Source organism: Streptosporangium sp. NPDC003464 (assembly GCF_053588315.1).
Window position 1 is genome coordinate 1 of the sequence record NZ_JBSFPS010000056.1, and the last position, 24669, is coordinate 24669.

At 68.2% G+C, this 24669-nt stretch carries 28 protein-coding genes and 1 tRNA gene; 12 read left to right on the forward strand and 17 right to left on the reverse strand.

The features are described from left to right. Window positions 1-1015 (reverse strand): family 4 glycosyl hydrolase (locus tag ACWDS7_RS15125; protein WP_451929760.1); only part of this gene is annotated, 1015 nt, incomplete at its 3' end. Window positions 1016-1447: 432 nt separating this feature from the next. Between ACWDS7_RS15125 and ACWDS7_RS15130 the strand changes: the two genes are divergently transcribed. After that, window positions 1448-1963, forward strand: coding sequence for a DUF2199 domain-containing protein (locus ACWDS7_RS15130; RefSeq protein WP_451929761.1), 516 nt, complete (start codon window positions 1448-1450; stop codon window positions 1961-1963). Window positions 1964-2075: 112 nt separating this feature from the next. Here ACWDS7_RS15130 and ACWDS7_RS15135 read toward each other — a convergent pair whose 3' ends face one another. From ACWDS7_RS15135 to ACWDS7_RS15145, 3 genes are all read right to left on the reverse strand, one after another. Next, on the reverse strand, window positions 2076-2297 hold the full coding sequence (locus ACWDS7_RS15135) for a hypothetical protein (RefSeq protein ID WP_451929762.1): 222 nt from the start codon (window positions 2295-2297) through the stop codon (window positions 2076-2078). A 423-nt stretch (window positions 2298-2720) separates the two neighbouring features. After that, window positions 2721-3128, reverse strand: coding sequence for a hypothetical protein (locus tag ACWDS7_RS15140; protein WP_451929763.1), 408 nt, complete (start codon window positions 3126-3128; stop codon window positions 2721-2723). Between the two features lie 124 nt (window positions 3129-3252). Beyond that, window positions 3253-3663 (reverse strand): hypothetical protein, encoded by a 411-nt coding sequence (locus ACWDS7_RS15145; protein ID WP_451929764.1) that lies wholly within the window; start codon window positions 3661-3663, stop codon window positions 3253-3255. 134 nt (window positions 3664-3797) lie between these two features. Between ACWDS7_RS15145 and ACWDS7_RS15150 the strand changes: the two genes are divergently transcribed. From ACWDS7_RS15150 to ACWDS7_RS15160, 3 genes are all read left to right on the forward strand, one after another. After that, entirely contained in the window at window positions 3798-4355 is a 558-nt protein-coding gene (locus ACWDS7_RS15150; RefSeq protein WP_451929765.1) for a hypothetical protein, read from the forward strand. Window positions 4356-4874: 519 nt separating this feature from the next. Continuing rightward, a complete protein-coding gene (locus ACWDS7_RS15155) occupies window positions 4875-5006 on the forward strand; it encodes a hypothetical protein (protein ID WP_451929766.1) in 132 nt (43 codons plus the stop codon). Beyond that, the gene (locus ACWDS7_RS15160; RefSeq protein ID WP_451929767.1) at window positions 5003-5698 is read left to right on the forward strand and encodes a hypothetical protein; all 696 of its coding nucleotides are present in this window, start codon (window positions 5003-5005) and stop codon (window positions 5696-5698) included. Before ACWDS7_RS15155 ends, ACWDS7_RS15160 begins: the two co-directional genes overlap by 4 nt. Before the next feature lie 120 nt (window positions 5699-5818). On the opposite strand, the gene ACWDS7_RS15165 is transcribed toward ACWDS7_RS15160, so the two are convergent. Both ACWDS7_RS15165 and ACWDS7_RS15170 read right to left on the reverse strand, forming a co-directional pair. After that, complete coding sequence (locus ACWDS7_RS15165; protein ID WP_451929768.1) at window positions 5819-7051, reverse strand: epoxide hydrolase family protein; 1233 nt, start codon at window positions 7049-7051, stop codon at window positions 5819-5821. Between the two features lie 131 nt (window positions 7052-7182). Then, window positions 7183-7641, reverse strand: coding sequence for a nuclear transport factor 2 family protein (locus ACWDS7_RS15170; protein WP_451929769.1), 459 nt, complete (start codon window positions 7639-7641; stop codon window positions 7183-7185). 406 nt (window positions 7642-8047) lie between these two features. Here ACWDS7_RS15170 and ACWDS7_RS15175 point away from each other — a divergent pair, with 406 nt between their 5' ends. Further along, complete coding sequence (locus ACWDS7_RS15175; RefSeq protein WP_451929770.1) at window positions 8048-8407, forward strand: hypothetical protein; 360 nt, start codon at window positions 8048-8050, stop codon at window positions 8405-8407. A 297-nt stretch (window positions 8408-8704) separates the two neighbouring features. On the opposite strand, the gene ACWDS7_RS15180 is transcribed toward ACWDS7_RS15175, so the two are convergent. Further along, window positions 8705-9091 carry a hypothetical protein gene (locus tag ACWDS7_RS15180; protein WP_451929771.1) on the reverse strand — a complete coding sequence of 129 codons (387 nt, stop codon included), beginning with the start codon at window positions 9089-9091 and terminating at the stop codon, window positions 8705-8707. Window positions 9092-9621: 530 nt separating this feature from the next. Between ACWDS7_RS15180 and ACWDS7_RS15185 the strand changes: the two genes are divergently transcribed. Then, window positions 9622-9960: a hypothetical protein gene (locus tag ACWDS7_RS15185; protein ID WP_451929772.1), complete on the forward strand. Its 339-nt coding sequence runs from the start codon at window positions 9622-9624 to the stop codon at window positions 9958-9960. Window positions 9961-10235: 275 nt separating this feature from the next. Here the strand turns inward: ACWDS7_RS15185 and ACWDS7_RS15190 are convergent, their stop codons facing one another. Beyond that, a complete protein-coding gene (locus tag ACWDS7_RS15190; protein ID WP_451929773.1) occupies window positions 10236-10739 on the reverse strand; it encodes a hypothetical protein in 504 nt (167 codons plus the stop codon). Window positions 10740-11391: 652 nt separating this feature from the next. On the opposite strand from ACWDS7_RS15190, the gene ACWDS7_RS15195 reads away from it, so the two are divergent. Both ACWDS7_RS15195 and ACWDS7_RS15200 read left to right on the forward strand, forming a co-directional pair. Next, complete coding sequence (locus tag ACWDS7_RS15195; protein WP_451929774.1) at window positions 11392-12297, forward strand: RDD family protein; 906 nt, start codon at window positions 11392-11394, stop codon at window positions 12295-12297. 275 nt (window positions 12298-12572) lie between these two features. After that, window positions 12573-12959 carry a hypothetical protein gene (locus ACWDS7_RS15200; protein ID WP_451929775.1) on the forward strand — a complete coding sequence of 129 codons (387 nt, stop codon included), beginning with the start codon at window positions 12573-12575 and terminating at the stop codon, window positions 12957-12959. Between the two features lie 110 nt (window positions 12960-13069). On the opposite strand, the gene ACWDS7_RS15205 is transcribed toward ACWDS7_RS15200, so the two are convergent. Then, window positions 13070-13142 (reverse strand) — tRNA-Arg (locus ACWDS7_RS15205). A 471-nt stretch (window positions 13143-13613) separates the two neighbouring features. Beyond that, window positions 13614-14183, reverse strand: a complete 570-nt coding sequence (locus ACWDS7_RS15210; protein WP_451929776.1) for a hypothetical protein — start codon at window positions 14181-14183, stop codon at window positions 13614-13616. A gap of 132 nt (window positions 14184-14315) precedes the next feature. Between ACWDS7_RS15210 and ACWDS7_RS15215 the strand changes: the two genes are divergently transcribed. Continuing rightward, on the forward strand, window positions 14316-15446 hold the full coding sequence (locus tag ACWDS7_RS15215; protein WP_451929777.1) for a sensor histidine kinase: 1131 nt from the start codon (window positions 14316-14318) through the stop codon (window positions 15444-15446). After that, window positions 15443-16078 carry a response regulator gene (locus ACWDS7_RS15220; RefSeq protein WP_306861974.1) on the forward strand — a complete coding sequence of 212 codons (636 nt, stop codon included), beginning with the start codon at window positions 15443-15445 and terminating at the stop codon, window positions 16076-16078. The genes ACWDS7_RS15215 and ACWDS7_RS15220 overlap by 4 nt, the downstream gene beginning before the upstream one ends. A gap of 66 nt (window positions 16079-16144) precedes the next feature. On the opposite strand, the gene ACWDS7_RS15225 is transcribed toward ACWDS7_RS15220, so the two are convergent. The 5 genes from ACWDS7_RS15225 to ACWDS7_RS15245 all read right to left on the reverse strand — a co-directional run bounded on the left by ACWDS7_RS15225 (window position 16145) and on the right by ACWDS7_RS15245 (window position 20256). Beyond that, a complete protein-coding gene (locus ACWDS7_RS15225; protein ID WP_306861972.1) occupies window positions 16145-16609 on the reverse strand; it encodes a MaoC family dehydratase in 465 nt (154 codons plus the stop codon). 10 nt (window positions 16610-16619) lie between these two features. Further along, window positions 16620-17975: a hypothetical protein gene (locus ACWDS7_RS15230; protein ID WP_451929778.1), complete on the reverse strand. Its 1356-nt coding sequence runs from the start codon at window positions 17973-17975 to the stop codon at window positions 16620-16622. After that, complete coding sequence (locus ACWDS7_RS15235; protein ID WP_451929779.1) at window positions 17975-18451, reverse strand: SigE family RNA polymerase sigma factor; 477 nt, start codon at window positions 18449-18451, stop codon at window positions 17975-17977. The genes ACWDS7_RS15230 and ACWDS7_RS15235 overlap by 1 nt, the downstream gene beginning before the upstream one ends. 93 nt (window positions 18452-18544) lie before the next feature. Continuing rightward, on the reverse strand, window positions 18545-19744 hold the full coding sequence (locus tag ACWDS7_RS15240) for a hypothetical protein (protein ID WP_451929780.1): 1200 nt from the start codon (window positions 19742-19744) through the stop codon (window positions 18545-18547). Beyond that, window positions 19741-20256 carry a SigE family RNA polymerase sigma factor gene (locus ACWDS7_RS15245; protein WP_451929781.1) on the reverse strand — a complete coding sequence of 172 codons (516 nt, stop codon included), beginning with the start codon at window positions 20254-20256 and terminating at the stop codon, window positions 19741-19743. Before ACWDS7_RS15245 ends, ACWDS7_RS15240 begins: the two co-directional genes overlap by 4 nt. A 356-nt stretch (window positions 20257-20612) precedes the next feature. Here ACWDS7_RS15245 and ACWDS7_RS15250 point away from each other — a divergent pair, with 356 nt between their 5' ends. Then, window positions 20613-21797, forward strand: a complete 1185-nt coding sequence (locus ACWDS7_RS15250; protein WP_451929782.1) for an esterase-like activity of phytase family protein — start codon at window positions 20613-20615, stop codon at window positions 21795-21797. 838 nt (window positions 21798-22635) lie between these two features. Then, entirely contained in the window at window positions 22636-22878 is a 243-nt protein-coding gene (locus ACWDS7_RS15255) for a hypothetical protein (RefSeq protein ID WP_451929783.1), read from the forward strand. 110 nt (window positions 22879-22988) lie between these two features. Here the strand turns inward: ACWDS7_RS15255 and ACWDS7_RS15260 are convergent, their stop codons facing one another. Together ACWDS7_RS15260 and ACWDS7_RS15265 are read right to left on the reverse strand one after the other, a co-directional pair. Further along, window positions 22989-23501 (reverse strand): HPP family protein, encoded by a 513-nt coding sequence (locus tag ACWDS7_RS15260; protein WP_451929784.1) that lies wholly within the window; start codon window positions 23499-23501, stop codon window positions 22989-22991. A gap of 204 nt (window positions 23502-23705) precedes the next feature. Next, on the reverse strand, window positions 23706-24566 hold the full coding sequence (locus tag ACWDS7_RS15265) for an alpha/beta fold hydrolase (RefSeq protein WP_451929785.1): 861 nt from the start codon (window positions 24564-24566) through the stop codon (window positions 23706-23708). Window positions 24567-24669 lie beyond the last annotated feature (103 nt).

Consider the following 24669-nt stretch of genomic DNA (forward strand, 5'->3'; position numbering starts at 1 on the left):
TCGAGGGCACCTCGATGACCGCGTCGTCGGCGAGGAAGGGCAGCGTACCGTTGTTGCGGGTGTTGACCACCTGCACGTCGCCACGGTCACCGAGCAACGAGGCGATGAGCGCCACGGCCGCCTCGGAGTAGAACGCTCCGCCGCGCTTGGCCAGCTGCTCGGGTTTGGTGTCGAGGCCGGGATCGGCGTACAGCTTGAGCAGCTGCTCCTCCAGCGCCGCGACCTCGGCGGCCCGGGAGGGCCGGGTCCGCTGCTCCTCGACCACGAGGTCGTGGGCGTAGAAGTAGCGCAGGTAGTAGGAGGGCACGGCCTGGAGGCGCTCGATCAGCTCCAGCGGCAGGTGCAGGTCGTCGGCGATGGCCTGCCCGTGCTCGGCGATCAGCTTGGGCAGCACGTTCTCGCCGTCCACGTGGACCGCGCGCTCCCAGGTCAGGTGGTTGAGCCCGACGTGCCCGAGCTGGAGCTGATCGGGGGCCAGGCCGAGGTAGCCGGCGAACCGGCGCTGGAAGCCGATCGCCACGTTGCACAGCCCGATCGCGCGGTGCCCGGCGTCCAGCAGTGCCCTGGTCACGATGCCGACGGGGTTGGTGAAGTCGACGATCCAGGCCTCGGGCGCGTGCTCCCTGACCTTGGCCGCCAGGTCGAGCACGACCGGCACCGTGCGCAGGGCCTTGGCCAGGCCTCCGGCGCCGGTGGTCTCCTGTCCGACGCAGCCGCACGTCAGCGGGAACGTCTCGTCGACGGCGCGTGCCGCCTGGCCGCCCACTCTGAGCTGGAAGAGCACCGCCTGCGCACCTTCGACGCCCTGCCGGACGTCGGCGGTGGCGACGACCTTGGCCTGATGTCCGGCCCGAGCCAGCATGCGGCGGGAAACCCCTGCCACCAGCTCCAGGCGGGAGGCATCGGGATCGACGAGTGCGATCTCGGTCAGCGGGAGCTCGTCGCGCAGACGGGCGAATCCGTCCATCAGCTCCGGCGTGTAGGTCGAACCGCCTCCGATAACGGCGAGTTTCACTCCGGCATCCTTCCTTGAAGTTAGGAAACTTTCCTAATTTTGCGTTCAACCTAGAAACACGAGGAGCATTCAGTCAACTCGGGACATCAACGGCCAAGCGGTCCGACGGACGGCGCTGGGGTGCGGAAGCCCGATCACCCGGCCTCCGGGACGGGCCTTCTTCCATGTCGCCGCCTACACGGGTGCCCGGCGCGGGGAACTGCCCAACCTGCGCCGGTCCGACGCCGACCTCGACGGCAAACAGATCACCATCACCGCTCGACCACGTTCGTCGACGGCGAGCGCATCGAGGGGACCACCAAGAGCGGCCGAAAGCGCATCGTCAGCCTCGACGACGGGACGGTCAGGGTTCTGAAGGCGTAGCGAAGCAAGCAGGACGCCGGCAAGCGGACGGAGCCTCCAAGATCATCAAAGATGAGAGTACGGCGCACTATGGAAGGGTTTGGATATGACCGAACGAGACGGCTCCCCCCCGGAGGGGTGTGTGCATGCGGGTCTCCGCTCGATGAATATGATCGCCAAGTACGCTTTCGGCTTCCCGATCCCGTGTTGGACCTTGATCCTGCCGACCTCGAAGCTCGCAGGTGGGGCAGCGACGTCATGATGGCGGTCGAGGGAGTGGGGGCGTTCGTCCGATGCCTCTTGCCGGTCAAGCTTTCGCACGGCTTCTCGGCCACCTTCGCCCTCTGGCTCGCCGTGCATCCATCAGACCTGCAGACCGCCTATGAGGTGTGGACAGCGCCGGAGTACGCCGATCTAGAGTTGACCGGCTCCGTCACCAATGCCGTTGAGCCTTGGGGCGCAGAGCTTTTGGCCGCTCCCGCACGTGCCGTCGTGAAGGATCCGGAACATGTGCCGTACATCGTGGAGACTTCCCATGAACTGCTGGGCCAGGTGATCACCGACGAGTGGCCACACCGCGAGGTGTTGAACGCGATGCCGCGATAGCCCGTTGATGTTTCCGCGAACCCCAGTGAGGCTGAGCGCCGGTCGTCTACCTGGCCTGACGCTTTGGGCGATCGTGAGGGTGGTACCGGAGAGCTTGACCTCAGTAGGTGCCTTACTCCGGCAGATCCAGCCCATGAGCTTTGAGCGCCTTGCGCGCCTGCTGGAGGCATTCTTCGGCGGAGTCAGCGTCGGCTCGAATGGCCCATCGGTCACTTCGGGGTCCGCCGCTCGCGTGGAAGGTCCAGGGCCGAACGCCCCCACGCTCGGCGTTCACCCTGATCAGGGCGTTCACATCGCGTTCCAGGAGCCATCCGAGCATCGCGATCACGTCCATCCGAGCAGCATACGGTCGCGGCGGCGCGTCGCAGGGGCGGCGAATCGGTTGGGTACGGCGGGCGCGCGGGTCGGTGGACGGCCCGGGCGCCGCCGGCCGGGACCGGCCCCCAGGCCGCACTCCCGGACGGCAGCGGAGTGCAGAGGGCCGGGTACGGCAGCGGAGTGCAGAGGGCCGGGTACTGCGGCGGGGTGAGGTGCTCGGGCCGGCCTGGGGCTGCGTCGACCTCGGCAGCGAGCAACGCTCAAGCACCGCCGGCGCACCCAGGAGGACGCTCGCAAGGCGGCCGGTGAGAAGTGGAAGGTCTCCGATCTCGTCTTCACCACGCGGAAAGGCCCACCGATCGAACGGCGTAGCTTCAATCGCGCCTTCGAAACTCACTGCCGCTGAGAGGGCCTTCGGCTTGGGATCCACGGGCTCTGATCAATGATCGAACCAGGCCCTCACCGAGGGGAGGAGCAGCAGGACGACCGCCACGGCCGGCAGCACCAGGCCGACATCGAGCACGCTGTGAACGCCGAGATCGGCATCAAGAGCAAGACCGACCACGGGGAAGAGCACCGACAAGCTCTCGACCGCAACCGCTGCGAGCCACACACCCCGCTTGCGCGAGTCCCATCTGAACGCCAGCCAGCCGATCAACCCGGTGACCACGAGAATGGACGTCAGGGACAGGAAGCCCGCGGCGCCGTCCGGCTCGGCGCTCCCTCCGAAGAGAAGGCCGGAGAGCAGCACGACGGCCACCAGCCCGAGCATCGCCTGAATCATCATGACGACCTGTGCGCTCTTCGCCGCACGCGGCATGAGACCGGTCTTGTCTACCGTGACCATGGGACCCCTCGGGGAAGTCGATCAACGCTCATCCTCACCAACTCCAGGGGACCCGGCAGAGTTCCAACTGGCTGAGGCGATCAGCTCTGCCCGCCGGAGGCTGCTCGCAGCACGCCTCGCCGGTTCACCACTCGGGGAGCTCATGTGCGTCGGGATAGAGCATGACGATCTTCTCCAAGAGCTCAGAGCTGTCTGTCCGCACATCCCAGTGGCCGCTGTCGAATGCCCGGATCCTCACCTCCGGCACCGACGAGCTGCCGCCGTGGCCCACGATTTCTCCATCGATGAGCTGGCAGTCCACGCTGAACAGTTCAACGATCTCACGCGTGCTCACCAGTGAGCTCGCCGTGGCCTCGGTGATCGCTTCAAGCTCGGGGGAGACGAGCCAGTCGATGATCAGCCGCCAACGGTGGTCTTCGATCACCGAACCAAGGGAGGCAAGAACCTCCGCCAGGCCGACGTAGCGGCCCCCTCGCCAAGCTGCGAACGAGAGGATGCGGGTCCCAGTCACGTTCTCCTCCTCCCACTCAGCCAATGAGCGCAGGGCGGCCCCGCGGTCGGCGCTGGTGCCGTCACGCTGGATGTACCGGACAGACAGGGCCGCGGTCTCGGTCCGCGCTCAGTCTCGTTTCCCAGTGGACCACAAGTCCCGGTCCATAGCGTGCCGCCATGAGTTCGCATCTACGCACACGGGTCGCCGGTGTTCTCTTCGTCCTGGCGGTCCTCGCGGTGGCGAGCGCCCTGGTCGGCGCCATCGGGCACTACACGGTCCTCGACCGGCCGGTCCTGCTGGGCACCCTGGCCGTGAGCCTGATCATCGTCTCCGGGGCGCTCGTTCTCGGGGGAGAGCCCCACGGGCCCGTCATCGCGCTTGGGATGATCTGGATGACGGTGGGGTTCGTCACCTACGTGAACAACTGGCAGCTGCATGCCCAGATCCCCGGCCCGACCGGCAGCGGACTGGAAGTGCGTGTCCTGTACGACGACTGGATCATCCCTGACTGGGCGCTCGTGGTCCGCAAGAACGACGGCCTGCTGACGCGTGAGTGGCCCTTGGTGGAGCGCTTCAGCTCCGAACACGCTGACGGCCTGCCTGTGGTGACCTGGGTCGATCCCTCGCACGTGCGCCTGGACGACAGGCCGGGCGATGATCGGGCGCTCTGGGGCGGGCGGGTGATCGTCCTGGACCCCGAGACCGGGCGATCGCTCGAACCGACCGCCCGATGAGCGCCTTCTGAGGTCCGGCCGCCTCCTGCCGACCGGTCGAGTGAGGAAAGCCCATAGAAACGATCAACTCTTGGGGTGGGATGTACCCCTGACCCGGACCTCTGGCTTTGGAGCGGGTCAAAAACCGCGACGCCGATGCCGATCGCAAGTCCAAGCTCGTGATCTCCGAGCTGAAGGCCCGCAAGTCACGCCGGGCGCTCTGCCTGACTCCCGAGCTGGTCGACGCGCTCAAGCGGCACAAGGGCGCGCACAACAGAGAACGCCTTCAGGCCGGACAGGAGTGGACCGAGCACGGGCTGATCTTCTCGACCGCTCTCGGCAGTCCGTCCGGCCCCGACCGACCGCAAGGGGCATGCGACCTTTGGGGCTCCGGCCCCGTCTCCATGACTCTTCCCCGGCGGCCGGCCGGGACGGCCGATCAGCACCGCGCAGCTGACGCAGCGGCTGAACCGGCTCGGGATCCGGCCCAGCCAGGCCCGCAGCACCGCGCTCCTCCAACTCGCCACCGAGATCCCCGCCGTGATCCTCGCCCGAACCCTGGGCATCCACACCGATGTCGCCGTCGCCTGGCAACGTCTGTCCGCGGGCGGCTGGACCAACTACGCCGCCGAGATCAGCCGCCGCACCTCAACACAGGAGGACACCAGATGACCAGCCACAACTCCCTTGCGGACAGCGAAGTCCGGGATCCCTTCGGCACGTTGCGCCGCGCATTGTGGATCGGCGGTGGTCAATGGGCCGGAAAGTCGACCGTGGCCCGGCTCTTGGCCGTCCAATACTGCATCACCGTCTATCACTACGACTACCACGACGCCCGCGGTCACAACGATCGCCGGATCGCCCGTCGCGTCGTCCTCGGCGAGCCCGCCACCGAGCCCGACCCGGACAAGGTGTGGGTCCATACCACCCCAGAAGAGATGACCACCACGACCCTGGCCGGTTTCCCGGACCGGTTCGAGTGGGCCCTGGACGACCTGCGCGCGCTCGTCTCAGGCCACCCGATCATCGCCGAAGGCTGGGGACTCCGCCCCGAACTCGTCGCACCCATCATCGACTCACCGCGCCGGATGGTCGTCATGGTGCCCACGCCAGAGTTCCGCCAACACCAGCTCCAGGAACTACCGCGCGCCGCCTCGCTCGGGCACCGCGTCAGCGATCCGGCCCGCGCACAGGTCAACCGCCTCACCCGGGATCGCCTCGTCGCGGAGGACGCCGTCCGCACCGCCCACCGGCTCGGCATCCGCGTGATCGAAGTCGACGGTTCCCGTGACGCCACCGCGATCGCGGGGATCGTCGCCGACCATTTCAGCCCCTATCTCCCAGAGCAAGATCACAAGCCCTGATCAACAGAGGCATTCACAGGGTTCCAATACCCGACGTCACCATCACACCTGATGGAGGGCGACAAACGCGCGGCGACGGAAGCGATCTCCGGGGCCCTGCCGGGCAGGCCCACACCATGGTCAGCGTAGCTTTCGGAAGGTCTCCCGGACGTCGTCGGTGAAGGCTTCGGGGTTCTCGTAGTGGACGAAGTGGCCGCCCTTCATGTGGGCGTTGACGTTGATCACGTTGAAGGAGCTGCGTGTGGGGCCGTTGTCAAAGGCGGCGATGCGCTCTTCGACGGTGTTGACGCCGGGCGGGTAGGCGTCGCCCAGGAGGAAGGTGAAGCCGGCCGGCGGCTCGACGACGGGCTGGCGGTTGTGGGAGGGCACCCACGGGTAGCGCACCGCGTTGCGGTACATGCGGATGGAGGGGCCGATGGCCTGGTTCACCCAGAAGGCGGTGGCCTCGGTGAGGATGAAGTCGCGGGGGAAGTTCTCGTCGAAGTCGCCCCTCTTGTCGCTCCACTTCTTCCACCTCCGCAGGAGCCAGGCGAGCATGCCGATGGGAGAGTCGTTCAGGCCGTGGGTGAGGGTCGATGCGTCGAGCATGTGGACCGCGACGTGGGAGACGTAGGTGCTGATGAGGTTCTCCAGGGCCGCCCGCAGCTCCGGTGTGGCGTCCTCGGGAATCTTGGCGCCGTCGGTCAGGTCCCAGAACCGCTCGTTCGCGAACTGGCCCGGAGGCATGTCGTGACCGTAGTGCAGGCCGATGATGCTGTCGGCGTACTTGTGGCCGAGCGCGCTGGTGACGAGGGCGCCGTAGTCGGAGCCCGCCGCGGCGTACTTCTCGTAGCCCAGCACCTCGGTCATGAGCTTGTGAATGATGTCGGCGATCTTCCAGTAGTTCAGGTCGCCCCTGCCGACGGGGGTGGACCAGGCGAATCCGGGCAGGTCGGGGATGATGACGTCGAAAAAGTCCGCCGGGTCACCGCCGTGGGCGGCGGGGTCCGTCAGCGGGCCGATGAGCGGGAGGCTGAACCCGCTGGACCACGGCCAGCCGGAATGAACGGCGAGCGGGACCGGGTTCGGGCCCTTACCGCGCACGTAGTAGAAGTGCACGGGCGTGCCGTCGATCTCGGCCTTGTACTGGTCGTAGGTGTTCAGCCGCTGCTCCTGCGCGCGCCAGTCGAAGCCGTCCGCCCAGTACTCCACGAGCGGCTTGAGGTAGGCGGCGCTGATCCCGTAGTACTCCTCCTCATTGTCCAGATCGTCGAAGAAGCGGGTCTTCTTCAGACGGTCCTTGAGGTCGTCCAGGGCCTCCTGGGGAACATCGATCTTGTACGGTTCCAGCGCGCTGAACTTGTTGTTGCTCACGGCAAGGCTGCTTTCGCGTAGTGGTGAACGAGAAGTTGCTGTCCGGCAGGCGGGTGCCGCCGCCTACCGGTGTTCTGCTCGCGCCATGGTCGGGTGTGACCGGGCGAGGTGTGAGGGGGCCGCAGGTAGCGTCAGCTGGTGAAGTCCAGGCGGACCCGGGTCTGCTTGAGCTCGGCGATGTACCAGGAACCGTCCGTCCTGACGAAGCGTGCGTGGTAGTGGCCGAAGCCGTGCATGCCCCTGAAAGGAATGTCCTCGGACACGGCGGCGTCCTCGGGCCGGGTGATGATGTCCTCCATCGCCCATACGCCGTGGGCGGCGGTCGCCGAGTCGACGTCGATCTCGTCGGAGAACAGGTGGTGGACCAGGGTGACGCCGGGGCCGCCGCCGGCGCCGACCGTGGCGGCGATCCCTTCCCGGCCCTCCATGTGCAACCAAACCGATCCGTCCGGCCTGTGCGGGGTGAACGTGCCGTCTGGCGTGAACAGATTCGCCAGGTCCTGCCAGCGCTGATGATCCGCGTAACGGACGTAGCGAGCCATCAGGCGACGAAGATCCTCAGTAATGCTCAGACGCTCAATGGCATCCATGATCGATCACCCCTCTACCGGTGATGTGGACGGACGTCCCGCCGGTGTTGTGCTTCGGCCGGCCGGGGCCTCAAGCGGGCTGCTCTGTGTCTCATAGGCGACATGCGCGCTCCCGCCACACGGCAACGGGCCTTCGCAGATCTCCTGCGCCGCCAGTCCGTCTCCAAAGTCAACACGCGCCCCGGTGAGGGTTGGCGATCAACCTGCTCGGTGATGTGGGCATCACCGAAAGGTTGGCGACTTCCGTTCTGGACTTCACGGTCCACTCATCATGCGGTGTCAAAAATGGACTAGCAAGTCCAAAAAATCATGCACCGGTTACCCGGGCCGGCATCGACCACCCTCTCCGGAAGGGGCACGGGACCGGGGTGAATCACTGGCCGAGCACCTGGTGTGGCACCCGGCGATGAGGACGCCAGGCCTGCTGCCGCTCGAGGGAACCGCGAAGAGCGGCAGGAAACGCATCGTCAGCCTCGACGACGGCACCATCGTGGTCCTCCGCAACCAGCACAAAATGCAGACCGTCGACAGGCTCAAGGTCGGCCCTGAATGGCGAGATGACGACGGACTACGTCTTCACGACCGGCTGGGGCGAGGCCGTCCACCTCACGCGACCGCGCTCCTCCTGGCCGGCGTGCCCGTCCACGTCGTCGCGGCCCGCCTCGGCCGCGCCGACCCGTCCATCACACTGCGCGTCTACGCTCACATGATCCGCGCGGCGGAAGCCTCGGCGGCAGACGTCTCCGCCCAGGCGATCGGCGAGTAACGCAGCCACCCGGTTGGCAAGATCCCGAGAGTGTCCTGGCAAACACGGAGGCCCGCTCCAGGATCTCCGGTCTCCCTGGAACGTGTTGGTACGGCGGTGGACCGCGACCCGAACTGCAACCCGTGAGAACTCCTGACCTGCGCGGACACTCAGGCCGATCGACCCGATGAGCTCTGCCGACATAGCCAGTCATTGCTACCGACGACCAAACACCGCCACCGCGGCCCCAAGGCGAGCTCGGCATCAGGGCATGGAACATGGAACGGAGAGTGAGCAGGGAGTACGACAGGCACGGCGTCAGTCGTCGCGTATTACACCGTGACCTCCCCGCCGGGTGGCGACGAGGAGCGCGATGGCGCTGATCGCGTAGGCGACGGGTGCCAGCGCCCAGTATCCGCCCTCGGGGCGCGTACCGAAGTGGAAGTCCGGCTGACTACCGGCGAACATGTCCGCGAGCACGTCCGCGGGGATGCCCTCCGGCGGGAGGGTGATCGGGAGCTCTCTCAGCACAAGCGGTAGATGGAGCAAGGCCAGGACACCGCAGATTCCGCTGATGACGCCGACCAGCGTGCGATTTCTTGCCATGGCGACAACGCCCATCAGAAATGGCAGGACGCCGATGACGAAAAGGTCGAGGACTAAGAGATCTCGCTTCGAGGCCCCGGCGATGTCGTCGGCGATCACCGCCAAAGGCAAGGGAGGGGAAGACCATCCGCTTGTCGTCGTAGCGAGCAACGCCCACGGCACCAGTGAAGCACTCACCGCCACCACGACCCACGCCCACGAACGCCGGCCGGTCGGCACGTTCCTCCACGTCAGCACCGGAAGAGCGTACAGGGCATGTTCCCGAGTTGCCCCGGTACAGGTAGACACCCGCTGGACCCCTATAAGAACAATTCGGCAATTCGGCAAGAGGTCCCGTGTTGACTCGTGTTGCTTTCTCGACACCGCCCGAGGGGACGGCAGCTCAGCAAAGCGACAGGCGGGGGTCTCCGCAACTTGCCGACCAGTGGGATCCAATTGCCGACCAGTGGGATCCAAACAGGTTCCGTTAGACCAGGGGCATGAGTAATGAGATACACCCCTTGAGCCGGCGGGAGGGCCCGGTGCCTCCAGCGGAGGAGGAGCGGACGGTTCCCTTTGACGCCTCCCTGCCCGACGTGTGTGTGCACCGGAAGACGTGCTTCGCGCTGTACGTCCAATCGGAAGGTGGTATGGGCTGGCTTCTGAGCGGGCTAGCGCTCTTCTGGGCGTTTTACGGGATCCTGTGGACGGCGGGGGTGATCTGGTGGTGGGGGCCGCCGGGGCTCGCACTCATGCTGGCGGTGACGCTCCTGCTCCTCCTGGTCTCATCCGTGGTGTACCGCAGACGGGGGCATCGTGGTTGGTGCTGGGCGCTGCATTCGCTGAACCTGGGGGAGATCATCCCTGACGTGCTGACGCCGTTCGCCTTGATCGAGCTGTTCTTCATGTGGATGCTGTGGCCCTTCCGTCGGCTCTGGCGCCTCTTCGCCTTGATCTGGAGCCTCTTGTCCGGGCTGGGAGATCTCTAGGCCTTCAGAACTGAGCAGTCGTCAAGGCTTGTCCGCCGTGATCCTGGCCTCGGATCTTTCGGCAACACGAAGCGGCCCGCCCCCGACAGGGGAGCGGGCCGCCTTGAAGACGTGGAGAAAGTCCTCATCCGCAGCCCATGGCTCGTGGGTGACCCCTGGTGATCTTGAGTCTGTAGTGCGGTGACCACCTACGTTCACCGGGTCCGGGAACACGCCGGGCGAGGTTGGGGTCGCCTGGGTCTGTGAGCCTCACACTCGACGGCGACGTGTGATGCTTAACGCGTGATGCTTGATGTGGACCCTCGTGGGGTGAGCACGGACCTTCGCCGGGTTTGATCAGGTGGTGTGGGGACCGGCGCCTCAGCGACCGCTGCGAGCAGCTCGATCGGGAACTCCGGATCGGCCTGGCCGACGGCGAGCGCGATCCACCGGCCGGTTTCCAGCCGCCAGAGGAGCATCGTGCCGCTGAGCTGGCAGAGCGTGATCATCGGCTCCGGAGCTGGGTCCTCACCCCGCAGATAAGGCCATAGATCGATGGTCTCGGGCTCGCCCCAGCGTGTCGTCAGAGCGGTCACCAGTGCCTGGAGGGCGGTGTCGATCTCCTCCTCGGCCGCCTCGACGGTCTCCTCGCTGCGGTCGTCCCAGAAATCCCGGCTGGCCTGCAGGACGCACACGTGATGACCCGGCCCGCTGGAGCGACGTCCCTCCCGCGTGTCCTCCCCCGGGAAAGGAAGGGCCAGCAGGTCGTCGACGATGGCGAGTCGATCTTCCGTGGTCATGCCATGAGGCTAGTGAGCCGGTGAAGGTAGGTGGACATCGCAGTAGCGGCTACTCCGATTCCGCTATGGCGTTCTCCGTAAGAAGCACGTGCACCCTGAGGGGAACACGTCGTGATCGCGCTGGATGAGTGCGTGAGCCCGCACGTGGCGGATGCCTCTCACGCGGAGCATGCCCCAGGGCACTCGATCGATCAGTGGTGGCCGACAGACGCCGTTGCTGCATTTCGCTGCTGTACGGGTATGACAAAGGCCCTCCGGGATAATCCCGGAGGGCCCTTGACCTGCTGCGCGGCCGAGAGGGCTCGAACCTCTGACCTTCTGATCCGTAGCCAGTTCGAGATCGTCTACGGGCGACCACCACTGTCGCGAATGGCTGCTCAGCGGCCCTTCCTACTTGATCGGCTTCCAGGTTCGTACACCGACGTCCAGGCACGTTGTCAGCAACAGCGTTAGCAAGATCCCCAGGCCGGCGCCGCTTCAAGACGACACGTCCGTCGGCGTTGACGTTCATGATCAGCCGAAACGCTGGATCACGGACACGAGCTCGCTCTGAGCCTTGGGAGCCCACCCGATCAACGCCACCACCACAGTGCCACGGGTCGATATGGAGGCTTCCCCATACCGCTAGGGTGTCGCGAAAACGGAGATCATCTTGTCGCGATCAGCCCAACTCGCATGGGCGACCGCCCTAGCCGCCGCAGCGTACTCGACCTGGAGCACCTGGCAAGTCGAGTACGGGTCCTCCTATGCCGTCCTTGGCTGCGTAAGGTTCTTCGACACCGGTGGCTTCGCCCTCACCAGGCTGGCGTCGGCACCCGTGGGGGACGCCTACGAGATCGCGGGCCTGGTCCTGCGATGGGGCGTGCCCTCCATCCTCGTCCTCACGGGGTTCCTGATGTCGGCCGCCACCGGGAACGGAGCGATCATCGGACGCCGGGTGGCCGGCCTGTTCGTCCTTCTCGCGATCGTCGGACCGGCCACCCCTTCGTACATGGCTGAGGACGGCTGCTCGATGATCCCCGTCCTCAGCAGCGAATGGTTCGCGACCGTGGCGAGCGCCTACGGGCCTGCGCAGTCGGCCCTCCTGCTCTCCGCGTTGCTGGTGCTGCTGGCCTCCCGGACCGTGAGGGACACCTGGCCGAGTGGGTTCGCCGAGCGCCGGGCGGTGGCGTTCACCTTCGATTACTTGATCTTCGTCGCCTTACTGAGTCTCTTAGAGGGAGGGCTCAGCAGTTTGGACTACGGCCTCCTGAACTGGTTCAGGGTCAACGAACCGACATCGCTGCTTGTCGCCGTGCCCGCGTTCTTCTACGTCCTGACGGGACGGACGTTCGGCAAGCGGCTGATGCGCATCCGCGTCGTCTCCGCCGACACCGGCCACTGGCCGGGTTGGCACAGGGCCGCGGTCCGCGCGCTTGTCTTCCCCGTCCTCGTCTGCGTGCCACAGTGCGGGCCGGTCGTGCTCCTGGTGGACGTTCTGTGGTCGGTGGCCGACCCGGCCGCTCGCACCTTGCACGACCGCCTCGCCGACACTCGGGTCGTACGCGACCTGCTGTAACTGCGGCAACTGCGGCGCAGCGGCTCGCGGCGCTCGACAAGCCGGCCTGACTCCCGATGGTCCGCCTGGGCCGTCGTCCCCTCGCGGACCGGCCGCCCTTTCGGTCGAGGTTTCACGATCCAGTAGGCCCGTGACGGCATTTCGCCCAGCGGGTCTACTGGTGTGTCGTCGCATATGGGCATCTAGCAGAACGATGCCCGGATGGGGAAGAATTCCAAGATCAAAACTTGGAGGTCGTCCCTGCGATGTCCACAGATTCACCGTCTCAGCCACCGGTGATCGCTGAACGCGCCCGGCCGTGGCGGCTCCAGTCGCAGGGATACGTGGCCCTCTTCGGCGGCTGTGTCGCCGTCACCGTCATTGCGCTGATCAACGCCGCTCGCCTCGGTGTACCCAGGAAGGGCAGGGTGCTCATTGCCTGCGCGGGGTTTGCCGGGCTGATCCTGACCTTCGTCATGGTCCTGCATCCTGAAGTGAGCTTCGCCGCCTACCCCTGGCTGACGAGGTTCTCTGCCGTGGTTGTTCATATCGTTCAGGTGGGGGTGCAGAAGCCGTATGACCGGGGCGTCCTGCTGCTGTCACGAGGCAAGGAGCATGCGCCGATGTGGCTTCCCGGCGCGGTCGCGGTCGCGGCCGGGGCCTGCTCGAACAAGTCGTGTTGATCGTTCCTGAAGGGTGATGGGAGCCACCCTGTTAGCAAGAACCCCGGACGGTCAAAAAAGAAGAAGGCCCCTGAGCGGATAATCCCTGCTCAGGGGCCTTCTTGCATCTGCGCGGCCGAGAGGACTCGAACCCCTAACCTTCTGATCCGTAGTCAGATGCTCTATCCATTGAGCTACGGCCGCTCGCTGCGTAAGTAATCATAGCGGGTCTTGGGGCGTGCCTCGAACCACTTAATGGATCTGGGTCTGGCGAGATCTTCGTGCCTGGATTCCTTGGCCCTTCCTCGTGCCGTGCATCATCGGGCGGACCGAGAGCGAGAGCGTTCTCGAACAGGCCAACACCTTCGGCTCCATCATGCCTGCGGTGTGGAGCTCCATGCCGGCCGCGCGCCCGCTCGCTGGGCACGGCCTGGCTGGGGCCGCTCCGCCTGGAGCGGGAGGGGGCCCAGATCCCCGGCACACCGTACGGGCGGGTGATGCAGGCGGCCTTCGTCCCCTGGCCTACACGATCGGGACGGATTTCAAGCCCGCGCGCAGGGGGCCGATGGAGGAGGTGACGCACTGGGACGCTGGTGATCCTCCCCGGGCCCCGGCGGCCGTCCCCTCCGAGCGCGGCCGCCTTCCGGGGACACGGCTACCGCTCCCGGGACACGGCTACCGCTCCGAGTGCGCGGCCTCCCTCTCGGGAGAGGCGGCCACCTTCTTCGGGAACAGGGTGTAGCTCACCGGCCAGAGCACCGCGATCAGCGGGACCTTCAGCATGCTGACCATGAAGGCGGTCAGCGCCTCCGTCCGGGAGGGGGCGTCGACGATCCAGACCAGGCCGTACAGCAGGGCGCAGGCGAGGCCGTACGCGATGACGATCCGGAGCCACATGCCCCATTCGTACCGAGCTCTGGCCATGCCGCCGGGCGGGGGCTTCCAGGGCTCGGGGCCTCCGGCGAAGCGGTGGGCGAACTTCGCGTCGGCCCATTTCAGGGTCCGGTGGCCGAAGACGATCGAGTAGGCGAGGTAGGCGCCGGCCAGGCCGTGGCGCCAGTCCGCCTCCGCGCCGCCACGCATGTCGACCACGGCGGCGGCCAGCAGGATCACGTCCAGCACCGGCACCAACAGCAGCAGCGCCGTGCTGAGCCGCCGCATGCGCCACAGGTAGCGCGAGGCCAGGCCCAGCCCGAGGAAGACCCAGAACCCGATCTCGCAGCCGATGATAACCGCCAGAATCATGCGTCAATGATCCCGGGCCGCCGCCGGCCGGGACATCGTCGGCACTGATGAACCGGCCTACATCCTTGTGTGTACGGCGGACCCGCCTGCTTCCGGATCAACGGGACGCCCGGAGATGATGAGATAAGGGACATGAGACGGGACGACGCGCTGTGGGCCGTGGCCTCCTTCGTCGTCGGCATCGTCCTGCTCTTCGCCGGCGCCTACCTGCACCGGTCGACGCCCGCCTACCTGCTCGCCGGGCCGCTGCTGGTCAGCTGCCTGGGGGTCGCGGTGCGGCGGACCTCGCCGAGGGCCGCCCTCGCGCTGGGCGTCGTCGCGCTGACCGCCGACGGCTTCCTCGGCCCGTCCATGGGCACGATCGCGGTCTTCACCGACAACCTCTACGCCTCCACCCGGTACGGCCCGGCCCGGCTGGGCAAGTGGTTGCTCGGCGTCACCTCGGTCTTCGCCGTCATCGGCGGGACGACCGCGGTGTTCATCTTCCGCGACCTGGGCGTCCTGCCGGTGACCGCCGTCCAGCTCGGCCTGATCGGGGTCACCCCCGTGCTCACCGGGATGATCATCAGGCAGTTCCAGGAGCAGGCCGAGCTGGAGCGCGCCCGGGCCGAGCAGGTCGCCCGGCTGGCCGAGCTGGACCGGCAGGCGGCGGTGGACGCCGAGCGGGCCCGGATGGCCAGGGAGCTGCACGACATGATCGCCAACCACTTCAGCGCGATCGCCATCCAGTCCACGGCCGTGCTGTCCCGCAGGGATCTGGACGCGGAGACCGTGCGGGGCGTGCTGGAGTCCATCCGGGAGAACAGCGTCCAGGGCATGGCCGAGATGCGCGCCATGATCGGGCTGCTCCGGCAGGACGGCGAGGAGGCCGAGGCCACGCGGCGGCGGGTCGCCGAGGCGGAAGAGCTGGTGGAGCGGGCCCGGGAGGCGGGGCTGGACGTACGGCTCCGCGTGGACGGCGACATCCGGGAGCTGCCCGCCCCGGTGGATCTCGCCGGATACCGGATCGTCCAGGAGTCGCTGACCAACGCGCTCAAGCACGGCGGCAAGGTCGCCGACCTGGTGATCGGCTACCGGCCGGGCCTGGTGACGCTGACCGTGGACAATCCGGTCGGCGGCGCCGGGCGGGCGCTCCCCGGCGCGGGCGCCGGGATCATCGGCATGCGGGAACGGACCACCCTCGTCGGCGGCCTCTTCGAGGCCGGGCCGTACGAGGACGGCTGGCGCGTCCGCGCCGAACTGCCCACCGGGGAGATCTCATGACCATCCGAGTCCTCGTCGCCGACGACCACGCGGCGGTCCGCGCCGGGATCGTCCTCATCCTCGGAGGTCAGGAGGACATCGAGGTCGTCGGGGAGGCCGCGGACGGCGAGCAGGCCGTCGCCATGGCCATCGCCCTACGGCCCGACGTGGTGCTGATGGACATCCGGATGCCGAAGCTGGACGGGATCTCCGCGACGCGCGAGCTGAGCGGGATCGCCGACGTCCTGATCCTGACCACGTTCGACATCGACGAATACATCTTCGGGGCGCTGCGGGCGGGGGCCGCCGGGTTCCTGCTCAAGAACACCGACGCCGGCGCGCTGGTGGACGCGCTGCGGGTGGTGGCCCGGGGGGACGGGCTCATCTCGCCGTCGGTCACCCGGCGGCTGATCTCGGCCTTCGGGACGTCCGTCCCGGAGCGCAGGCCGCAGGAGATCGGCAGCCTGACACCGCGTGAGCGTGAGGTGCTGGCCTGCATCGGGCGGGGCATGTCGAACGCGGAGATCTCCACCGAGCTGGACATGGCGGAGGCGACCACGAAGACCCACGTCAGCAGGGTGCTGAACAAGCTGGGTCTCCGCAGCCGCGTCCAGGCCGCGATCCTCGCTCAGGAGCTGTCAGCGGGGACGTAGGGCTCCGATCTCGGAAACTCCAGGTCCCGTCAGGACGTCCCCTCGACACCCGCTCAGGACGTCCTCTCAGGACGTCTTCTCGGGGACGTAGAGAGAGAGGGTGTCGGCGACGCAGGCGGCCCGCTTCTGGCCTTCCACCTCGATGGTCAGGCGCATGCTCGACAGGTAGCCCGAGGGGGTCCCCTTGACGTCGCCGAGCTCCGCCCCGGCCCGGATCCGCGCGCCGACCGGGACCGGCGCGGGGAAGCGGACCCTGTTGAGCCCGTAGTTGATGCCCATGGCCAGGCTGCCCACCTCCATCAGCTCCGTCATGAACGACGGCAGCAGCGCCAGGCTCAGGTAGCCGTGGGCGATGGTCCCCTTGAACGGGCCCTGCGCCGCCTTCTCGACGTCGACGTGGATCCACTGGTGGTCGTCGGTCGCGTCGGCGAACAGGTTGACCTGTTCCTGGGTGACCTGGCGCCATTCGGTGTAGCCCAGGTGCTCGCCGACGGCCGCCTTGAGCTCCATGACATCCTTGAAGATCCTCATGCTCGGAACTTTATTCCGCCGGAGGGACGGCGAGAAGGTTCAGCACCGTGTACTCCGTCGCCTTGCCCACCTCCTCGGTGTCGCAGGCACGCTTGTGGCAGACCTTCTCCATCTTCACGGTGCCCGCCCGCCAGTAGTGGATCGAGCTGGGGCTGGAGGAGATCCCGGTGCCCATGCCGCCCGAGGTGCCGTCCTCGCTCACCCACCCGATCCCGCCCGCGGCGCCCGTGGCCAGGTCGTAGGACGCGGAGAAGAACTTCCTGGAGGGACCGGACAGGGAGACCGTGAGGTGGCGTCCCAGCGCGATGTCCAGATCCCCTCCGTAGGAGAGGTCCGCCACGTCCCGGCGGTCCGAGCCGTCCGGCCGCTGCACGAGGAGACCGCCGCCCTTCCGCTGTCCGGCGCACCAGGTCTCGGAGCAGCGCAGCCCGCTCACCCCGTCGGGCACCTGGATCTCCTGGCGTTCGCCCGTCTCCAGGTTGACGAGCACGCTCTGGTTCTTCCACATGCCGCTGGACCTGACGTAGTCCGCGGCCCACGGCCAGGAGAGCAGGTGGAGCCCTTCTCCACCGGGGACCTTCTCCGGAGTGCCTCCGGTGATCGGGACGCGAGAGACGCCCCCCGAACGGTCGGACCAGAGGACGTGGTCGCGGGTGACGGCGATCCGCTCCACGTTCACGCCGCCGGACACCTCTGCGATCCGCTTGGCCGTACCGCCGGAGCGGGGCACCACCCAGAAGTCGGCCCACTTCTCACCGCTGTTGGGCCTGCTGCCGTACCAGGCGATGTGCTCGGGGCCCACCTCGACGTCCTGGACGAAGTAGCCCTTCACCCCCGGCGGCTCGGTCATCTCGGTGAGGATCCTGCGCTCGCGGGTCGCGGTGTCGTAGACCTCCAGCCGTCCGGCCTTCTCGAAGGAGGACTCGGCGGTCAGCAGCAGCTCGGTGGCGCTCAGCCCGGTCACCGGCCGGTAGCGCCAGCCGTCCGGCGCCGCGGCCGGGATCGTGGACACCGCCGAGGGCCAGACCTCCGCGGCGGGCCGGAGGTCGAGCCGCCCGGCCTCCTCGGCCCCGTCCTCGCCGGCCCGGTCCTCCGAGGACGGCTCGGCCGACGGCGCGGCCGTCACCTTGGTGAGCGCGTTCCCTTCTCCGCCCCCGCTGGAGAAGGATCCCCTGGCCACCGCCGTACCGCCACCGATCACCGCGATCACCCCGGCGACCGCGAGCGCTGACTGCACCCGCCTGCGCGTGCGCCGCCCGCGCCGCCGGTGGACCGCCGCGAGCAGGTCGTCCACCGGTGGAGGCGCGGCGTCGGCCGCGCCGGCCAGCGTGCGGGCCAGTTCCGCCTCGCTCCTGTCGTACGTCATCACACTCGCCCCGTTTCGAGATCGGTGACCCGGATTCTGAGTTTTTCCAGCGCACGGGCCGCCTGGCTGCGTACCGTGCCCCGCGAAACGCCGAGGAGTTCGGCGATCTCCTGGTCCGGCAGGTCCTCGTAGTAGCGCAGGACCAGCACGGCCCGCTGCCGGGGCGGCAGGCCCTTCAACTCCTTCCACAGGCCGATGTCATCGTCGAGGCGGTCATCGGTGTAGGTCGTCTCCGGGACCGCCGCGACCAGCCGTTCCCTGCGCAGCCGCCGCCAGATGCTGATGTGCAGGCGGGCCATGGTCGTACGGACGTATCCCTCCGGGTCATCTCTTTTCCGGATCCTGGACCAGGCGTCTCCCAGGCGCATCAGCGCCTCCTGCGTCAGGTCGGCCGCGTCCTCGGCGTTGCCGGTGAGGACGTAGCCGTACCGGTACAGCGCGTCCCCGCGCGCCGCGACGAAATCGCTGAACTCCACGATCCCAGGGACGCACGGGGGGACCGTTCTGTTGCATCACCCGGCTCTGTTGCATCACCCGGCCCGCCCCCGGTCAGGGAATCCTGGGCCCGATCAGGGAATCCTGGACAGGTCGATCACGTACCTGCCGCTCGCGGTCAGATATGTCATCATCCGCCCGGCCCGGTCGGCGACCGGGACCTCGCCCCGCGCGGCCTCGTCCCTGATGCCCAGGTCCGCCAGCGTCCCGGTCTTCAGGTCGTAGAGCCCAAGTCCCGGGGCGTCGCTTCTGAGGGCGCGCACGTAGAAGCGGCTCTGGCTGGGCGGCTCCGGGATCTGGAAGCCGGTCGGCACCTCCTGCTGATCTGAGCCGTCACGCAGCCGGGTGAACGCTCTGGCTCCGCCGGAGGTCGTCGCGAGGCAGGACTGAACGCCGCAGGCGAGCAACTGCGTTCCCTGGCCGGCCGGGGCCGCGTCGCTGGTCTGCCCGGTCTCCAGGTTGACCAGGTGGGTGAACGGCGCCCCGTCCTGGGGGCTCCACGTGCCCGGCGAGCCCGCCCACGGCCAGGACAACAGGTGCAGCCCGGTCCCGCGGTCGACCGGCGTCACCTGGCCCCCGTCCAGAGGAACGCTGAACACCCCGCCCTTCAGCACGGAGAACACGATCGCGCCTTCCGCCACGGCAAGGCTGTCGATCACGTCGCCTCCGGTCTTGTGCTCGGCCACCTGCCTGACCTCGCCGCCGGTCAGCGGCACGGCCCAGAGGCGTACGGAGGTCTTCGTCGACGTCCACCACGCCACCACGCCCTCACCCATGCTGAAGCCCGCGACGCCCCCCGCGGCCTTCCTCGGCTGGCGCACGTCCGCGATCTTCCGCAGATCCCTTCCGGCCAGGTTGTAGAGGTAGAGAACCTCAGGCTGCTCGACCTTGCGCCATGCCTTGATCAGCAGCATCCCGTCGTCGGTCAGCGCGACGGGACGCAGCTCCCTGCCCTCGGGGTCCTTGACGGGTATCTTCCATACGGCCTGCGGCCACACCTTCTCGACGGGTTGCGCGGCGACGCTGATCGCCACGGACGGCGCTTCCGACGGGCCGACCGCGGGCAACGCCCTCCCGTCGCCGGCCCTCTGCAGGCCCACGACCGCCCCGCCGGCGACCACCACCACGGCCGCCGCCGCGAGCAGCGCCTGGGACCTGTGCCTGCGCCGCCGGTGGCCGGTCTCCAGCCGCTCCGCCGCCGAGGGGGCCAGCCGCGGCGCTCGATCGGCCACGTGCTCCAGGGTCCTGCTCAACCGATCTTCGATGCCAGTCATCGCCGCTCCCCACGATCCGACATGACGCCTTCCTCGATGTGCTCGCCCACCGTGGCCCGGAGCTTGCCGAGCGCCCGCGACGCCTGGCTCCGCACAGTCCCACGAGAGATCTTCAGGGCCGCCGCGATCTCCTCGTCGCTCAGCCCCTCGTAGTAACGCAACACCAGCACCACCCGCTGCTTGCGGGGCAACCCGGCCAGTGCCTCCCACAGGGCCTGCTCGTCTTCGCCGGGCAGCGCGTCGTGGTATCCGTGCTCCGGTGGGTCCCAGGCCAGCAGTTCGCGCCGCCGCAATCGCCAGGCCGCCGTGTGCAGCCTGGCCATGGTGGTGCGCACATAACTTTCCGGATTGTCCTTGGCACGCAGTCTCGGCCAGGAGGCGCGCAGCTTCAGCAGCGCCTCCTGCACCAGGTCGGCCGCGTCGTGCGGGTTCCCAGCCAGGACATAGCCGTAACGCAACAGCGCATCACCGCGCTCGGCGACGAACCCGGCGAACCGAGGATCTGCTTCCAACTGCCTCCGCCTTCCGTCGTCCATGTCACCTCTCAGATGGACTTGCCCGGCGAACTGTTGCATCGTCCTGCGGAGAGGCGCGGGAGTCCCCCGGCCGGAACCGGTCACGGGAGGACTCAACAGGGGTCGGAACCGGCCGCGGGAGGACTCAACAGGGGCCGGACGGCACGGGGCGGGAGAGTCCCCCGTCTCATGGTCGGAACGCCGGACAGACCTTAAGGCTGGTTCTGTCCTGCTATCTGGCTATCTGTAGCCATATGCACGTGTCTGAAGGTTTTTGTGCGGCTCTGCCGCTGTTTGCTGTGCGGCCCGCACCACAACATCGGCAGTTCACGCGGGCTCCCTAGCGTGCCGCCATGAGACGACGCATGACGATCACCCTGGGCGCGGCCGTACTGGCATTGGCGATGGCCGCGCCCGCGGTGGCCGACCCCTGGCACCCCGGGTCCGACCGGGCCACACTGACCGGGTTCGCCTCCCTGCCCGCCCAGACGTTCGTGCCCGGGAGCGAGCCGTCGGGGGCCCAGCTCGGCACTGCCCCGGTCAACGGGGTGACCCCGCCGTTCGCCGCGCAGCCGGTGCAGGGGTTCAGCGGCATCGTGCGGCGGCACGACGGCACCTTCGACGTGCTGTCCGACAACGGCTACGGCGCCAAGGCCAACAGCGCCGACTTCCTGCTGCGGGTGCACCGGATCAAGCCCGACTTCCGGCGGGGCGAGGTCAAGGTGCTGGGCGGGTTCGGCCTGAGCGACCCCGACGGCCATGTGACCTGGCCGCTGGTCCGCGCCGACCGGGTGCTGACCGGCGCCGACTTCGACGTGGAGTCGATCGTGCGGACCCTCGACGGGACCTACTGGATCGGCGACGAGTTCGGCCCGTTCCTGCTCCACTTCTCCCCCTCCGGCAAGCTGCTGGAGGCCCCCGTCCCGCTGCCCGGCGTGAAGGCCCCGGAGAACCCGTCCCTCGGCGGGGAGCAGCCCAACCTGGGCCGGAGCAAGGGGTTCGAGGGCATGGCCCGCTCGGTCGACGGCCGCGCCCTCTACCCGCTGCTGGAGGGCACCGTCTCCGGCGATCCGGCCGGAACGCTGCGGATGCACGAGTTCGACCTGCGCCGGCACACCTACACCGGCAAGCGCTGGACCTACCGGCTGGACAGCCCCGACAACGCGATCGGCGACATGATCGCGGTCGACCGGCACCGGTTCCTGGTCATCGAGCGCGACAACCTCCAGGGGGAGGAGGCCAGGACCAAGCGCATCTATCTTGTGGACACCCGTGGCCAGGAGCTGCGCAAGACCCTCGTCGCCGATCTGCTGGACCTGGCCGACCCACGCGGCCTGGGCGGTGCCGGGGAGACCTTCCGCTTCCCGTTCCAGACCATCGAGGACGTCGTGATCCTCGACGACTGGACGCTGGGCGTGCTCGACGACAACAACTTCCCGTTCTCCTCCGGCCGCACGCCGGGCAGGCCCGACGACAACGAGTTCATCACCGTACGGCTGCCGCGTCCGCTCCTGGCCGACCCCCGCGTCTACCTGTGACCGGCCGGCGTCTGTGACGCCGACGTCTGTGAGCCGCCGCCCTCCCGCGGTGCCGGGAGGGCGGCGGCACCGTGCCCCGGTGCAGCCGCGACCCGCCGAATCTCGGCCAAGCACTCTCATCGCAAATCAATCACATCTAATTCGATTATCGGCGCCGAAGGAACAATTCGACGGGAAACGCAGAGCGCCGGAAGCGTGCGCGAATTGCGTTTTCCCGTCACTGCGACACTCATTTAATCTCCGTTAACCGGATCGACGTGCCATCCCACCGGACAGCGGGTATCTCCCGGCTGCCGCCGCAACGGCGGTCTCATCCGATGCCGATTCACTGAAATCACCGACGATACGGAACTAAATGACTCCCAATGACAGCAGGGGCGTCCCGTCTCCGCGGCCCGGCAGGCGGGGCCGGACTTGGATCACCGCGATGGCGGTGATCAGCGCATTTCTCGCGGTATCGCACCAGGCTCCGGCCGGCGCCACCGATAAATCGGACACCGCCCGCCCGCGCTCCGCTTTCCCCAACGGCGGGGCGGCGCTGAACCGCTATTTCAGCATCGCCTCCCAGAAGTCGGCGGCCCGCGCATGGACGGACTGCAGAAACGGATACGCCAAGAATTCCAAATGCGTACGCGGCCCGCAGGGAGCCCGGGGCCCTCAAGGCCCTCAGGGTCTGCCCGGCCCTCAGGGGCCACAAGGTCAGCAGGGTCCGCAAGGTCAGCAAGGCCTGACGGGGCCACGGGGCCCCCAGGGGCCGCAGGGGTCGAGCGCGAGCGTCGCCACGGCGTTCCAGGGCAGCCTCACGTTCATCGGGGCCGTCAAGAGCAACGGGGCGACGTTGATCCGGGACCTGCGGACGGTGCCCCGCTGGGTCGACATCTCATCGGTGGCGAACTACCCCGGCAGCGTGGTCGGCGTCTCCATGGCGAGCATGGGCAACGACATCCATGTCACGGTGCGGAGCGCGATCGGCGAGATCGCCCACACGAGGTGCACCGTGCAGCCCACCCCCGGGACCCCCGGGAACCCGGCGTGGCCGGGTAACTGCACCGCCTTCGTCGATCTGACCCCGCCGAACTGAGCACCGCGACCACGTCGGACCGAGTGCGGCCGGGACCCGGCTGGACGCCCGAGGACGCCGTGCCCGCCACCGGGCGGGCACGGCGTCCTCACCGGGCCGTCCCGCTCCGGTCAGCGCCAGTAGGCGGGGTAGCGGTAGCCGGGCAGTGCCCGGCCGAGGGCCACGCCGCCGAGAATGACGACCACGCCGGCGGCCAGCACGGGGTTGATCAGGAAGACCGGGTCCGGGTCGGTCAGGCCGATCAGGGCCGCGGTCGCCGTCGCGGGCGGGTGCGGGGCGCGCAGCAGGAGCATGGGCGCGGTGGCCAGGCCCGCCGCGACGACGGCGGTCCAGATCGACGGCCCGCTCAGCACGGTGATCGCCAGCGCGAGCGCGGCGGCGCTGAGGTGGCCGAGCATGATGCTGCGCGGCTGCGCGAACGGCGCGGCGGGGGCGACCGCCACGATGGCCGCGCTCGCCGCGAACGGCAGCGCGAACAGCGGGAGGCTGGTCGCGGAGGTCACCGCGGCGAGCAGGAGCAGCCCGGCCAGGGTGGCCAGGGTGGTGACGAGGATGGCGACCGCCGACGGCCGCGCGGGCGCGGCCGAGGGCTTGGACGTCAGGCTGGAGGCAGGGATCGCCATCGGAGATCTCCGTTCGGGCTTCAGGACACGGGATGAGCCGCTTCGGAACGCTGGATGAGCCGCTTCAGGACACGGGATGGGCCACGGGATGGGCCGGGGTCCGACCCGCCCGAGGGCGGACCGGACGCTCCCGCCAGTCGGCAGGCCGGATCAGCCGGACCGGCCGGGTCAGCCGGGCAAACTGGGCCAGCCGGACAGACCGGGTCAGTCGGACAGGCCGCGGAGGAAGCCGCGGATCAGGGCGGCGCTCTGCGCCAGGCGCGTGGTGAGCGGGAAGTGGCCGGCGTCCAGGAGATGGACGCGGGCGTCCTTCAGGTCCCGGGCGTAGGCCCGGGCCCCGTCCGGGCCGAAGATCTCGTCGTTCCGTCCCCAGACGGCGAGCAGCGGCGGCTGCTGGGTGCGCAGATACTCCTGCCAGTCGGGGTAGCGGCCGGGGTTGACCCCGTAGTCGAGGAACAGGGCCAGCTGGATCTCCTGGTTGCCCGGCCGGTCGAGCAGCGCCTGGTCGAACGCCTCGTTGTCGGGGTTGACCAGCGAGACGTCGGGGACGCCGTGGGTGTACTGCCAGTGGGTGGCCTCGCGGGTGAGCAGGCCGCGCAGCGCGTCACCGTTGGCCTGGCTCGGGTCGGCCCAGTATGCGCGGATGGGGTCCCAGAAGGGGGTCAGGCCCTCCTCGTAGGCGTTGCCGTTCTGGGTGACGATGCCGGTGATCCGCTCGGGGTGGCGCAGGGCCAGCCGGAAGCCGACCGGCGCGCCGTAGTCGTGCACGTAGATCGCGTATTTGGTCAGGCCGAGCGAGTCGAGCAGCCGGTCGACGATGTCGGCCAGGTGGTCGAAGGTGTAGTCCCACTCGTCCGCCGCCGGGGCGGAGCTGTGCCCGAAACCGGGATAGTCCGGTGCGATGAGGTGGAACTCGTCGGCCAGCTCCTCCATGAGGTCCCGGTAGGCGATCGACGAGGTGGGGAAGCCGTGCAGCAGCACGAGCGTGGGCGCGGAGGGGTCACCCGCCTCGCGGTAGAAGACGTCCAGCTCATCGATCCTGGCTGAGTGGTGGCGGATTGCCATGACGATCATCCCTAACCATCTAAAAGCGTTTTGCCGGTTGGCGATGCCAAGGTAGCGCGCCACCACCAACCGGTCAAGTCCACTTAGAGGGTTATATTGGAAG